Here is a 13,101-nt window from a genome sequence, read left to right on the forward strand (position 1 = left end):
GCATCTTGGCGGCTACAGGCTATGGCGTGATGAGGAATGGAAAAGCGGATGCGACTCTCCTACCCCATCACGCCTACCCCATCACGCTGTTACAAGCTGATTGCCGTTCTACCGACCTGATTCCGCAGGCTATTGACGGACGTTGACCGGGGTGGCAATCGCCTCCACGATACTCCGCACCGCAGCGACCATCGCCACTTCGCTATTGAGCTGGTTGATGGCAGACCCCACGCCCACGCCCGATGCCCCTGCGGCGATCGCCAGTGGAGCCGTCACGCTCGACAGCCCCGACGCACACAGCACGGGCACACTCACCGCTTTGGAGATTTCGTAGGCGGCGGCAAGCGTCGGGGCTGCTTTTTCCATCAGACCCAGCGTGCCGGGGTGGGTAGGCTGGCTGCTGGTGCCGCCTTCGGTCTGGATCAGGTCGGCCCCGGCGTTGACCAGTTCTTCCGCCAGTTGTACCTGCTGATCCAGCGTCAGGATATGGGGCACAGTGACGGAGAGCGTGACCTGGGGCAGCAGGGCGCGGGTGCGGCGGGTCAGCTCCAACACTTCTGCTGCTTCAAACCGACGACCCTGGGCATAAAAAGCATCGAAGTTGCCGATTTCGATCAGGTCGGCTCCGGCTTCGACACAGGGCACAAAGGCTTCGGGATCAACAGCGGACACGCACACGGGCAGCGAGATCAGCCCTTTGACTCGGCGTACCAAATCGGCACTGGCGGCAATATCCACAAACGTTGCGCCGCCCTGCTCTGCTGCACGCACGATAGCACAGACGCGATCGCCCTCAAAGTTGGTCAGTCCGCTAATTACCTTCAGCGCCGTCCGCTGCTGGAGCGCCGTTTGAAGCGTGGCATTCATGGTCATAAAGTCTCTCTATTTCGGCAAACAGTACGGTTTATTGTGCCACAGGTGGGGGATCGGCGGAGCGCTGGTCTATTGGCTTTGGGCAATGCTGCTTGGTCTAGCTTTTGCGCTCTACGCCAAAGCCAATCAGGTCAATCACGGTCGGCGTTTCGCCTGCGGGCGGACGCTGATAGGTGACAATGGTTCGCATCCGCACGTCTGGCGCAATAAACCGCATTTGATCCACCGCCACAGAGCGGCTATAAAACGTCGTCATTTCTAGGGTCTGGCGAATGGGCTGATAGGTAAATCGGCCGGCGATCGCCCCCGCCTCAGAATAGCCCTCATCCCGCAGATAAAAGCCCTGAATCACCTCGCTCTCTGGAGCCGTAGACACTTGCGCCGCCGCGGGCAGCGCCAATCCCTGGTAGCGCTCGTCGGCATGAAGCACCAGTGCATCAGGCACAAACAGCGCCTTCAGGCTCATCGACACCTTTTCGCCCCGTTCCGATTCCGTATCAAAGGAAATGGCAAAGCCAGGACAGTTGTGACCCAGGGCCGCCTGATCGAGATCCAGCCGAATTCCAGCCAATTCACCCGATGGCGAAGCCGTTTTGAGAATTTGCTGCTTTTGCGCTGCATCGAGAGAGTCTGCCCGAAACTCTGTATAGGAGCGTTCAATATCGCCCTTCAGCAGGAAATGATAAATCCGTTCCGTCTTCCAAAATCCAGCGCAGTTTGTAAAGAAGTCTTGAAAATTCAACATACGCGGTCAGCCACACTATTCAAATTCAACACTTAATTTCGAGGCTTATTTAACGCTCAGTTTAGGCTCAGTTTAATCTGAAATGCTGACCCTGAATGGGACTGCTATCCCAGATAGGGGCATATTACTGAACATCTGGACATTGAATCTAGGCACGGAATCTGGGCATTGGATCTGGGCACGGAATCTGGGCGCTGAATCTAGGCATTGGATAACAAAGGGCGATCGCCTCTAATTGCAAAGAAGTCGAAGGAAGCCGTTCGATTCTCAATGCAACATCTTCAACAATCAGCGCACAATCGAGGAATTCCAGGAATATTCCCGCATATTCGCTGCATATTCGCCGCATGTGAGCTGCGGATTCGCTACACACTCGCTACATATTTTCTAAGCCATATTTTCTAAACCATACTTCTGATGATTTCTCAGCAATTCTTAAGGCAATCTAAAGCGAGAAACCCGTCAGCGATTCGACGATTTTCCGCCTCCTGGCGTAAACATTTCTGCACAAGTTGCTGTTAAGCCTAGAACTCATGCGGGCAAGGGCAATTGTTATCAAGACTACGACCACAGAAATCGCTGAAACCCTTGAGTCTCCGTAGGAAGACCCTTGATTGATGAATTTTCCAAACGTTAAATGATTCAGGAATAAACGGAACCTATAGACAAGCCTTTCATAAGATAGACTCATACTCAGTAAAAGGGAACAGGCGTCATTATGGACTCTTTCCAGGAACAAATTGTCGAGCTGAATGCAAAGGTTGACGCGCTGCACCAGGTTATCGAGCAGTTGAGCAACAGAATCACAGAAGTTTTTTCGGAAGTGCTGCTGGTCGATCGCAATCAGCGATCGTCCTCAGGAACGACTTCAGCACGTCAGTCCTATAATCAGCGCTATGGCTTAGAAACAGAAATGGATCATAAAGACGTGCTGTCGGATGACGATTTTCTGGAGTCGGATAGCCATAGCGGAGAGCGATCGCTCTCTCCGGAGGTGCAAATTCAGCGACTCACGGCGCAACTCACAGCCGCGTATAATCGCATCGCTGCCCTCGAAGAGCAACTGCTGTCTCAGCGCATCCATCAGGCTTGAGGATAAGCTAGGCTTGGGGATGAGCGTTTGTTGAGCATAGGTTCAGAGCATAGGTTCAGAACATAGCTTCCAGATTTCATAACTTCCAGATTTTTAGCTGCGAATCGAAAGAGGCAAATCAGGACTGAATGTGTGAGCAATTGGGTCAGTGCTGCTTTGCCAAACTAGCTCCGAGTGAAAGGTTTTTTTGGGCGATTCAGCGGGCGCAATCTGGATCTGTGCTAGGTGGTTGAGCAGAGAAGGCATTTTGTAGAGCGCGATTGCGGCAGGAAGCTGAAGCAAGACTTGCTCCAGGGTACGGCGATCGCCCAGATGCTCTAGCGGCAGGTCAGGACGTGCGGGTGATTGGGCAGGTATCACTGCCACAGGCAAAAAAAACAGCGGCAACTCCACTGCACCGGGGGGCGTAAAGATTGGCAGCGTTGCACCGGAAGGCAAACAAGGGGGCTGCATAGCTCCAGGTTTCCGAAGACCGCGTGTCCAGTGTGCCTGCCTTCAGCCGCAAGCTAATGCCGAAGGGGCAGGCTCCGGTTTGCTGCCAGTGCAGCCGTTCCCACAGCCGCAGTGGGGCCACAAGGGGCGATCGCACCTCCGCCTGATCATGAAGCCCCAGCAATTCTAGATAGGCATTGTCAAAGAAAAAGCAGACGTCTTCTGTACCCTGGCCCGCATGGATGCGCGATCGCCCCGGCTGCAACCCAAACTCCACCAAGCGCTGGGCATCTGCCGCAAGGGACGGCATGCAGACAAAGATATGATCTAGCTCCAGTTCTGCGTTCATCTCCAGGCTGCCTGCCCGATCAATGCCCCATTTTAGCGGCTATAAGGGATACAGGAGCGGCGCATCCTAGATATGCAAGTTTGCCCTCATCCCCCAGCCCCTTCTCCCAAAAAGGGAGAAGAGGAGCCGGATTGGAAGTCCCTCTCCCGCTTTAGGAGAGGGATTTAGGGTGAGGGTTACAAAAGTGGGATACACCTACAGGAGCGGCGACTAGATCTGGCGGCTAGGGATCTGGCGGCTAGATCTGACAGCTAGATCAATTGCTTATTTGTACCAGTGCCGTCGGCATGTTGCGGCCCTTACGTTTCCTTGTTTCGATTAAACAAAGTTATTGCTGAACCGTCTGACCGAATCTTCTCCTAAAACCTGGCTCTGGTCGTTTTGTATCTGCGCCGGAATGCTGGTGTATTTTACTCAAGTGACGGTGCTATTTCCGGTACTGCCGCTGTATGTGACCCAGCGCTGGCAGGATGCGGGCGTGGGGTTTGTGGTTGGGGCGATGGCGGCGGGGCTGCTGCTGTTTCGTCCGCTGATTGGCTGGCTGATTGATCACTGGGGACGGAAGCCAGTCCTCTGGCTGGGACTGGGGCTGATGGTGGTGGTCTTGCCGCTGTATGGGTGGTCGCCCGATCCTGCCTGGTTGATGGGGGTGCGCGTGCTGCACGGCATCAGTCAGGCGGCCTTCGCCACAGCCTCGCAAACGCTGCTGGTGGATGTGGTGCCGACCCATCGCCGCACGGCGCTGCTGGGCTATCTGGCTATGTCGAATACGATCGGATTTTCGCTAGGGCCAATGCTGGGGGCGATCGCCTTTGCACGCGCAGGCTTTGTGCCCGTGATTGGAGCAATGGCGGGGCTGACGCTGCTGGGATTTGTGCTAACCCTGCCGCTGCCCTGGAAGACGACTGCAAGTTCAGAGGTATCATCCGCTGCCGTCTCAAGTAAATCAAGCGAATCAAATAAATCAAATAAATCAAGCGAGCTTGCTCCAGAAAAGGCAGCCTTTCCGTGGAACGTGATTTTGCAGTTTCCGGTGCGCGATGCCACGCTGCTGTTCTTCATCGGGTCATTTTTGCATGGTGCAGTGGTCACGTTTTTGCCGCTGCTGGTGTCCGACGCGGCCGTATTTTATAGCCTAAACGCGCTGGTGGCGGTGTTGGTGCGGTTTGCGCTGGGGCGCTGGGGCAACCGCGTGTCGCCGCGCTGGGTGGTGAGTGTGGGAATTCTGTGTTCTGGGGTAGGGCTGGTGGGCGTGGCGATCGCCCCCACCTTGCTGCTCCTCTGGTCAGTCGTATACGGCTTGGGATTCGGCTCGCTCTTCCCGGTGCTGTCTTCCATCGTGTCCTTTGCAGCACCGCTCACAGTGCGAGGGCGAGTCTACAGCGTTTTCCTGGCGGGGTTTGATAGCGGTATGACCTTGGGTGGAGCAGGGGTTCAGCCGCTGTCTCAGATCTTTCCGCTAAGCGTTCTGTTTCTGATGCTGGGGGGACTGGGTTGCAGCATCAGCGGACTTGCATTTCGCCAGTTCTCTAGACCGATTGAGCGAATCTAGAACACATCACCCCAACATTCCAATCATAATTCAAGATGTGATTCACCCCTTTTGCCAGCTAAATACAGAGTTGAAAAGTTAAGCAGAGTTAAGGTTGGCGAAATTCCATAACTTTTCTATATCGCGCCTCTAGGGGCGATCGCCCTATAACAGAGACATCAAAGCCCCCATTTCACACCAAGGACACCCATGATGCAACTGACCTATCGCGGCATTCGCTACACGCCCTGCACAAAACTCCCCACCACTAAAACGATCAAAGGCAGCTATCGCGGTATCCCCATGACGCTATATTACTCGTCTGTCATGCCGATCCAGCCGTTTATCAACTTGAGATATCGCGGTGTAAGCTATCGTCCAGTGCTGGTGATGCCGCTCAGGCGGGCGAAGAGCATTGCTCTATAGTCACCAAAAGCGAATCCAAACGTCCTAAATTAACCCTCTGCAAGAGGAGCAATAGCAACCGTTAGCCGACCATCTGTTGACGCAGGCTTCGCAGCGCAGCACCCGTCCCCTGCGTCGCAGCAGCCTCCAGAACCTGAGTCAATAATGCAGGTAAGTCAATTGTCGGAAAATAGCGGCTGTGGGATTGCAGTTCATAGCTTTCCGCTTGCAGGGCGTAAATCTTTAGGCCGCCTTTTTTGAATAGCCACTAGAGGAGTTTACGCAGGTATACCGTGTTGGAAAAGGCGTAAATCTTTAGGCCGCCTTTTTTGAATAGCCACACTTCGGGGACGCTATAGGGCGCGTAATCCTCGGCAGCGGTGTAGGTGGTCACGTCAATTTCGATTACTAGGTCAGGCGGTGGATCAGGTTGCCAATTGATGCGGTCTTTGCCTGCTGCCGCCTGCCAGTGGTCGATATAGAAGCAATAGTCGGGTTCAATCGCACCCGATTCAGGAATATTCATCGTAATGGGCGTAAAGGCCTTGTAGTTGCGCTCTTCGCTATCCAGGAGAACTTTAACAACACCTGCCAGAATATTGGCTTCGCGGCCGTGGCGGGGTAAAGGACTCATCAGCAAGATTTCTCCATTACGAAACTTGATGCGGGGGATAGAGCCATCGCTCCGGCTTTCGCGCAGGGCGCAATAGTCTTGCCAGGTTCCGGGCATCCGCACCACGCTACCGGGAGGGAGGTGTATCTTTTCACGGGAAATGACAGCATACATAGGGCAATTCCAGGGCTAGTTCCAGGAGACGTTCCAACCAGGGTTCAAAAACGTGTCAAGCGGGCAGATCGACTCTGGCAATCTAGCCTTGACGAAGGCACTAATATACTTCACGCAGCAATTTCAGCCCTCACCCTAAATCCCTCTCCCGCTCTGGGAGAGGAACTTCAAACCTATGTCTAGCTCTCCTTCTCCCAAGCAAGGAGAAGGGGTTGGGGGATGAGGGCAGTAAGGTTGCTGTCTCAAGTATGTCAGTGCCTTGACGAATGGGTTGATTCCTTATTCTAGGTTGCTTTTCCGGCGCGGTGCAGCAGGGATTCCACGGCGCTGAGCAAGTCGGCATTGTGCCAGCCCAGCAGGTGAGCGGCGATCGCACATCCCCCGGCTCCCACTCCTTCTTTGACATAGCCCTGCTCGTAGGCCCGCAGGCTAGCATAGCGCGAGGCGGCAAAGCTCAGCGGCGTGGCCAGCAGCGGCGCATTCAGGTCAGCGGCGAGTCCTGCTGTGTCGCCTGTGGGGTCTTCGGCCACCCAGCGCGTCGTGCCCACTGCTACCCGTTCTGCGGGCCAGTCTAGCCCATGATGGTGCTGGAGCGATCGCATCAGCGCGTAGACCGCTAGCATTTGCGTACCGCCTGCCAGCAAGACTCCGGTGACTCGACTAGCGGCGATCGCCATCCCTGCGACGGCAATCTGCATCGGGTCGCCCACGGCCGCCACCACAGCTAGCGGGTCGGGATTATCTGGTGCGAGCGTTCCCTGTTCCAATGCCCGACTTAATCCAGCGGATACGATATTCCACTTTTGGGCATGGTTGCAGGCAGGATGGCTGCTGTTGACCTTACCTGCGGCGGCCCAGCCCAGTCCAGTAAGTAAGGAAAGGGCTGTAGTCGTGCCGCCGACGACGCATTCGCCAATCAGCAAGTAAGCATCGGGTTGTGCTTGAGCGAGGCGAGCGCCCCAGTCTAGTCCCGCTTGCAGCAGCCGCAGCACCGTTGGTAAATCCAGCGCCGCACCAGTCGATACGCAGCGGGCCGGCGTGCCGCCTAGGTCGATGCAGGGAACGGTCGGCGCATGGCGCAGTCCGGCATTGAGCAAATGCAGCGGCACGTGAAAGCCTTCTACTACCGCCCGCGAAATCAGCGTTGGCGATGCGCCCGCCGTCAGGGGTGGCAGCGGAAACTGGGGATTGGGCTGAGGCCCGTGGTAGAGAAATTCGGCATCGGCGATCGCCGTCCATTCTCGATCGGCGGGTGTAGCTCCCGCAGCGGAAATGCCCGGAATCAGACCCGTCTCGGTAAACCCCAGCACGCAGGCAAACTGCGATCGCGCTCCCTGAAACTGCCGAAGCCAGCGATCGCCCTGCGCGATGTTTCCGTAGCAGCGCGGCCAGGTCAACTCAACGCCCAAGGTCATAGGCTCTGAACCAATTTTGAATTTTAGATTTTAGGATTGGTGATTTCGGAAGGCTACCCAGAACTTCTGCCCTGCTTTTAGCTTACGGCCACAGGCTGTGCTTTTCAGAGACACCGGGCAGGAAGTGCAACTTGCTCTCCCCGGAGGAAACTGAGAAGGCAGGACTCCCCCTGTGCTTTTCAGAGACACCGGGCAGGAAGTGCAGCCATTCCTAACCTGTGCTGAGACCTCACAGGCTTAGCACAAGCTGCAACCCCCGCTCTGGCTGGGCCTCTTCGGGCAGCGGTTCGGGATTGGCGCGGGCGGCGGGGCAATAGCGGGCATAGGCGCAGCGATCGCACTGTTCACCCGGAAACGGAGTCCAGGAACGGTCTTGCCGCAATTGCAGCGCTAGTTCGCCGATAATCGACTCCACCTGCTGGCGATGGTCGGGCGTGACTGTGTAGCTAACCTTCTCGCCTGTCCGCAGATACAATAAGCTAAGTTGCTTCAGGTGCTTTTGATAGCGCTGCTCCAGTGCCAAGTAATATAACCCAATTTGCAAATCGATTTCATCGGGCAATAGCGCCTCACTATCCTTGCTGGATTTATAGTCGATTAGCTCCAGCCCGTCCTCCAGCCAGTCGATTCGGTCATAGCGACCCGACAGCGTAAATTCTAAATCCTGCACCCGCAGCGTCCCCTGAATGCGCCCTTCTACCCCTAGCGGCCGCCGAATTGCGCTTTGATTTGCAATAAAGCCGTTATAGTAGCGTTGCAGGATGCGCCGACCTTCGCTCACCTGAGTTGGCGTGAGTCCGCTGCTGTGCTGATTCCAGCAATATTCCACCCAGTCCAAGCGGGGAATCGGGTCTTGATAATGCCAGTCGTCGTAAATCTGAGCCAGCGCCTGATGCAGCGACGTTCCCAGCGCTGCGGAGCTAAAAAACGCCGCCCCCGGCAGCTTACGCTCATAGCGAAAGTAGTAGGCGAGTGGACAGCGGTAGTAGCTTTGCAGCTTGGCAGCGGAGAGCGAGTAGGTCATGCGGACTGTAGAAATGCAACAGAAACTCAACAGACCCAGAGGGTTTTTATATGGTGACACTAGATATGGATTTTAGGTAGAGTTCGGATGCACTAGGGATAGAGTAGAGGAGGTAGGGTAGGGGTAGAGGGGGGAGTTCGTTGGTCATGCCAAGGATGCCAAAGGTAACGGCTCGGCAGTGGAGCATTTTTATTCTGGTGCTATCAAATGTCATCTGGGGTTCTACCTTTCCGCTGATTAAGACTTCGCTGGGGACGCTATCGCCGTCGGTGCTAGTGATGGCGCGGTTTGTGGTGGCGGCGATCGCCCTCTTGCCCGTTGTTGGAATGCGCCTGCGTCCCGTGTCGCTGGCAGTCGCTCCAGTGGGCCCCTCATCGCACCTCAGCAAAGGACTGATTCTGGACGGCATCGGGGTGAGCGTCCTCATGTTTAGTGCAGTTTTGACGCAGGCAATCGGGCTGGAAACGGCTCCGGCCAATCGGGCCGCGTTCATTACCAGCCTGAATGTGATTTTGGTGCCGATTTTTGCGCGGCTGCTGGGGCGCAAGATTTCGATACGGGTGGCGATCGCCGCAGGGCTGGCGCTGGCTGGCGTAGGGCTGTTGTCCTGGGAGGGTGGGGCACTGGGGGTGGGCGATCTGTGGGTGCTGCTCTGCGCGGCCTGCTGGGCGGTGTATATTCTGCGAATGGAGCGAATTGTGCAGCGCTACAGCGCGACAGCCTTGACGACGGTGCAAGTGGTGGCGATCGCCCTCCTGAGTCTACTGTGGGCCGCCCCGCACATCGCTTCGCAAACCGCCGCCCTCATCGTCAGCGCCGCCGTGGTGCTGTACCTAGGACTCTTCGCCACCGCCCTCACCACATGGACTCAGGCCAGCGCCCAGCGCCACCTCTCCGCCACCGAAGCCGCTATTCTCTACACGCTAGAACCCGTCTTTGCGTCGCTGTTTGCCTTCTGGTGGCTGGGCGAACGCTGGGGCCTGCGCGGCTGGCTAGGGGGTGGGGTGATTTTGGCGGCCACGCTGCTGAGCCAATTGCGCTCTAGAACATGAACTACCTCGCCCACCTGCTGCTCTCCGAACCCGACCCGCTGGCCCGTCTCGGCAACCTGGCGGGCGACTTCCTCAAAGGAGCAGACGTGCGATCGCTCCATTCCACGATTCAGCGGGGCATTGCGCTCCATCGCCAGATCGACACCTACACCGATTGCCACCCTATCGTCCGCCAGAGCAAGGCGCGGGTAGAGCCGCCCTACTGCCGACTGGCGGGGGTGCTGGTGGATGTGTTCTACGACCATTTCCTAGCGGTTCACTGGCAAACCTATGGGGTAGGGACGCTGGAAGAGTTTGTGCAGGGGGTCTACGCCGACTTGCAGCACTATCAAGCGCTGCTGCCGCCGTCGCTCCAGTGGGCGCTGCCGTTTATGGTGACAGGCGACTGGCTAACTGCCTATCGGCAAGTATCGGGTATCGAGATGATTTTGGAGCGCATGGCAGCGCGATCGCGGCGATCGCCCCTCCTCGCCTCTAGCATTTGCGTATTGCACCATCATTACTCTGCCCTAGAGCAAGAATTTCACCAATTTTTCCCGGCGCTCAAGGTCTATGTCTACAATCAGGTTGCAATCCTGGTTGCCAAAGGCTCTGGTTTCTGAGCAATGAAAAATTGAATCCGTACCTATCAGACCGGGCGAATCTGGCTAGGACAGGGGCTTTCAGGTATGGTCTACCGCTTGCGGCCGAATTTCGCTTTCAAGTCGTCTAGCGTTGCTGCTGTGGAGGGGCGATCGCCCGAAGCTGAGAGATGGGGTTTGCTGGACTGGGCAACGGGCTTCGGCCTTTGGGATTTAGCGCTCTCCTGCGATCGCTCAGTTTGCTGGGTTGCCTTGTCGTTTACCTCGGAACGCATCGACAGGCTAATGCGCTTCAGCGCTTCGTTCACCTCCAGCACGCGCACGGTGACGATCTGCCCCACTTTCACTACGTCTTTCGGGTCTTTGACAAACCGATCGGCTAGCTGCGAGATGTGAATTAGACCGTCTTGATGAACGCCGATATCCACAAATGCGCCAAAGTTTGCGACGTTGGTGATCACGCCTTCGAGCGTCATGCCGACCTTGAGATCGCCGATTTCCTGAATATCTTCGCGAAAGGTGGCGTAGGTGAATTGGGCACGCGGGTCGCGGCCAGGTTTTTCTAACTCTGCAAGGATGTCGCGCAGGGTAGGTTCGCCGATGGTGTCGGTAACGTAACGCTGGAGAGAGAGGGTTTTCAGCCGTTCTCCTGCCTTGGTCACTTGATCTAGCGGGATGCCGAGATCCTTGGCGATCGCCTCTACAACACCGTAACTTTCAGGATGGACGGCCGTATTGTCCAACGGATTATCGCCATTGCGGATGCGGAGAAATCCGGCTGCCTGCTCAAACGCTTTGGGGCCCAGTTTAGAGACTTTTAGCAGTTCGCGGCGATTGCGAAACGCGCCGTTTTGGTTGCGATATTGCACGATATTGTTGGCAACAGCGCTGGAAATGCCGGAGACGTAGCTCAGCAGTTCTTTTGACGCAGTATTCAGGTCTACGCCTACGTAGTTGACGCAACTTTCGACCGTTTCATCCAGCTTTTTCTTGAGCAGCTTTTGATCCACATCATGCTGATATTGCCCAACGCCGATAGACTTGGGGTCGATCTTCACCAGTTCTGCTAGGGGATCTTGCAATCGGCGGCCGATGCTGACGGCTCCACGCACGGTCAGATCCAGGTCGGGAAATTCGGCGATCGCCACTTGACTAGCAGAGTAAATCGATGCGCCAGCTTCGTTCACAATTACTTTCACGGGTTTGTGATCAAGCGACTTCACCACTTCATTCACAAACGTATCCGTTTCGCGGCTAGCGGTGCCGTTGCCAATGGCGATTAGCTCAATCTGGTATTTGCGAATCAGGTCAAGGAGCGATCGCCCTGCTTTTTCCCGCTGCCCCTCGCCCGTGTGGGGAAAGATGGTCTGATATTCCAGAAACTTACCCGTCTGGTCAATCACCGCCACCTTACAGCCTGTGCGAAAGCCGGGGTCAATAGCCAGCGTCGGCTTCATGCCCGCTGGAGCCGCCAGCAGCAGTTCCCGCAGATTTGCCTCAAAGGTTTTAATCGACTCGATATCGGCCCACTGCTTCTTCTCGGCAATCACTTCGCTGATCAGGGACGTTTTCATCAGCCGCGCAAAGGCATCCCGCAGCATCGCTTGATAAAACTCGCGCACGGGCTTGGCCTTGGTGCGAATCACCTCGCGTTCCAGGTAGCTCTGCACTTCGTCCTCGTCAAACGTCAGCGCCAGCGTCAAAACCTCTTCGCCTTCGCCCCGCAGCAGCGCCAATAGGTTGTGCGGCTGGATCTTACTCACAGGTGCGGTGTAGGTACGATACATCTCGAACTTGGTCGTACCCTCTGGAAAGTCGGGCTTGATGCGCGACTCGAAGCTGCCGGAATTTAGGAAAAATTGTCGCAGGTGCGATCGCAGTTCTGCCCGGTCGGCCACTGCCTCTGCCAGGATGTCCGACGCGCCCTGCAAAGCCTCGTGGGCCGTTTTCACGCCTTTGTCCCCATCGACGTATTTCGCGGCTTCGACAGCTAAATCTGCCTGGGGCGCGTTGGGCTGATTCAACGACTCAATCCACTGGGCTAACGGCTCTAGCCCTTTCTCACGGGCAATGGTGGCTCGGGTGCGGCGCTTGGGGCGATAGGGCAAGTACAGGTCTTCTAGCTCGGTTTTCGATAAGCACTGCTCGATTTGCGCCTGGAGATCGTCGGTGAGTTTGCCCTGGTCGGCGATCGCCTTTAGCACCGTCTGCTTGCGTTCCTCCAGTTCCGTTAGGTAGGCATGGCGATCGGCCAGATCCCTGAGCTGAATCTCGTTCAGTTCGCCCGTGCGCTCCTTGCGATATCGCGCCACAAAGGGAATGGTCGCCCCTTCTGCAAACAGCGCCAGCGCATTTTCCACCTGAAACGGCTTGAGCGATAGCTCCTGGGCGAGCAGTTTGGGAATGTCGATCATGGGTGAACCGTGGAGAAACGCAACGTGCATTTTTCACTATACCGAAGTCTTGAACAGAGGCAGGAGTGGGGATTTTGGATTGGGGATTTTGGATTGGGGGTTTGGCAGTAGGGCGATCGCCCTCATCTGGAAGCACCGACTCTGGGCGATCGCGCTTTTGCGGTCTGTCGAGAGCCAGATCGACACAGCGTGATTCAGGTCGTCTGTCTCCTCATCTGTCTCCTCAATAGTGCTTGAGGGAGTTCTCAGAAATACGCCGAGAAATACACCGACCGAAGCGCGGTATACTCCCACTGTGGGATTGGGAAGCTGGATTCCAGTTGATGAAGGCTGAATCACACAGGTGACAAGCAGAGACTACAGAAAGCTAGGCAGCATGTTAGCGGTAGCAATTTTGGCA

13 protein-coding genes and 1 pseudogene are annotated in these 13,101 nt (G+C 56.1%); 5 read left to right on the forward strand and 9 right to left on the reverse strand.

Annotated features, from left to right (window positions below; all coding sequences use genetic code 11):
• Positions 1–129: 129 nt before the first annotated feature.
• Positions 130–873: a DUF561 domain-containing protein gene (locus tag HPC62_RS01010; protein WP_172353359.1), complete on the reverse strand. Its 744-nt coding sequence runs from the start codon at positions 871–873 to the stop codon at positions 130–132.
• A 97-nt stretch (positions 874–970) separates the two neighbouring features.
• Positions 971–1,618, reverse strand: coding sequence for a phycobiliprotein lyase (locus HPC62_RS01015; RefSeq protein WP_172353360.1), 648 nt, complete (start codon positions 1,616–1,618; stop codon positions 971–973).
• Between the two features lie 718 nt (positions 1,619–2,336).
• On the opposite strand from HPC62_RS01015, the gene HPC62_RS01020 reads away from it, so the two are divergent.
• On the forward strand, positions 2,337–2,711 hold the full coding sequence (locus HPC62_RS01020) for a hypothetical protein (RefSeq protein ID WP_172353361.1): 375 nt from the start codon (positions 2,337–2,339) through the stop codon (positions 2,709–2,711).
• Between the two features lie 93 nt (positions 2,712–2,804).
• On the opposite strand, the gene HPC62_RS01025 is transcribed toward HPC62_RS01020, so the two are convergent.
• Together HPC62_RS01025 and HPC62_RS01030 are read right to left on the reverse strand one after the other, a co-directional pair.
• Positions 2,805–3,077 (reverse strand): hypothetical protein, encoded by a 273-nt coding sequence (locus HPC62_RS01025; protein ID WP_172353362.1) that lies wholly within the window; start codon positions 3,075–3,077, stop codon positions 2,805–2,807.
• On the reverse strand, positions 3,040–3,492 hold the full coding sequence (locus tag HPC62_RS01030) for a VOC family protein (protein ID WP_172353363.1): 453 nt from the start codon (positions 3,490–3,492) through the stop codon (positions 3,040–3,042). The genes HPC62_RS01025 and HPC62_RS01030 overlap by 38 nt, the downstream gene beginning before the upstream one ends.
• A 331-nt stretch (positions 3,493–3,823) precedes the next feature.
• On the opposite strand from HPC62_RS01030, the gene HPC62_RS01035 reads away from it, so the two are divergent.
• Positions 3,824–5,044 carry an MFS transporter gene (locus tag HPC62_RS01035; RefSeq protein ID WP_172353364.1) on the forward strand — a complete coding sequence of 407 codons (1,221 nt, stop codon included), beginning with the start codon at positions 3,824–3,826 and terminating at the stop codon, positions 5,042–5,044.
• A 189-nt stretch (positions 5,045–5,233) separates the two neighbouring features.
• Entirely contained in the window at positions 5,234–5,449 is a 216-nt protein-coding gene (locus HPC62_RS01040) for a DUF4278 domain-containing protein (protein ID WP_172353365.1), read from the forward strand.
• Positions 5,450–5,510: 61 nt separating this feature from the next.
• Here the strand turns inward: HPC62_RS01040 and HPC62_RS01045 are convergent.
• The 3 genes and pseudogenes from HPC62_RS01045 to HPC62_RS01055 all read right to left on the reverse strand — a co-directional run bounded on the left by HPC62_RS01045 (position 5,511) and on the right by HPC62_RS01055 (position 8,654).
• A pseudogene (locus tag HPC62_RS01045) lies at positions 5,511–6,215 on the reverse strand (Uma2 family endonuclease).
• Between the two features lie 284 nt (positions 6,216–6,499).
• Positions 6,500–7,630, reverse strand: a complete 1,131-nt coding sequence (cobT, locus tag HPC62_RS01050; RefSeq protein ID WP_172353366.1) for a nicotinate mononucleotide-dependent phosphoribosyltransferase CobT — start codon at positions 7,628–7,630, stop codon at positions 6,500–6,502.
• 229 nt (positions 7,631–7,859) lie between these two features.
• Complete coding sequence (locus tag HPC62_RS01055) at positions 7,860–8,654, reverse strand: RecB family exonuclease (protein ID WP_172353367.1); 795 nt, start codon at positions 8,652–8,654, stop codon at positions 7,860–7,862.
• 146 nt (positions 8,655–8,800) lie between these two features.
• Between HPC62_RS01055 and HPC62_RS01060 the strand changes: the two genes are divergently transcribed.
• Both HPC62_RS01060 and HPC62_RS01065 read left to right on the forward strand, forming a co-directional pair.
• Positions 8,801–9,706: a DMT family transporter gene (locus HPC62_RS01060; RefSeq protein ID WP_172353368.1), complete on the forward strand. Its 906-nt coding sequence runs from the start codon at positions 8,801–8,803 to the stop codon at positions 9,704–9,706.
• Positions 9,703–10,308: an acyl carrier protein phosphodiesterase gene (locus tag HPC62_RS01065; protein WP_172353369.1), complete on the forward strand. Its 606-nt coding sequence runs from the start codon at positions 9,703–9,705 to the stop codon at positions 10,306–10,308. The genes HPC62_RS01060 and HPC62_RS01065 overlap by 4 nt, the downstream gene beginning before the upstream one ends.
• A 71-nt stretch (positions 10,309–10,379) precedes the next feature.
• Here the strand turns inward: HPC62_RS01065 and HPC62_RS01070 are convergent, their stop codons facing one another.
• Positions 10,380–12,701, reverse strand: coding sequence for a Tex family protein (locus tag HPC62_RS01070; RefSeq protein WP_172358712.1), 2,322 nt, complete (start codon positions 12,699–12,701; stop codon positions 10,380–10,382).
• Positions 12,702–12,737: 36 nt separating this feature from the next.
• Positions 12,738–13,040: a hypothetical protein gene (locus tag HPC62_RS01075; protein WP_172353370.1), complete on the reverse strand. Its 303-nt coding sequence runs from the start codon at positions 13,038–13,040 to the stop codon at positions 12,738–12,740.
• Positions 13,041–13,101 lie beyond the last annotated feature (61 nt).

The sequence above is a fragment of the Thermoleptolyngbya sichuanensis A183 genome, assembly GCF_013177315.1.
GTDB lineage: Bacteria > Cyanobacteriota > Cyanobacteriia > Elainellales > Elainellaceae > Thermoleptolyngbya > Thermoleptolyngbya sichuanensis.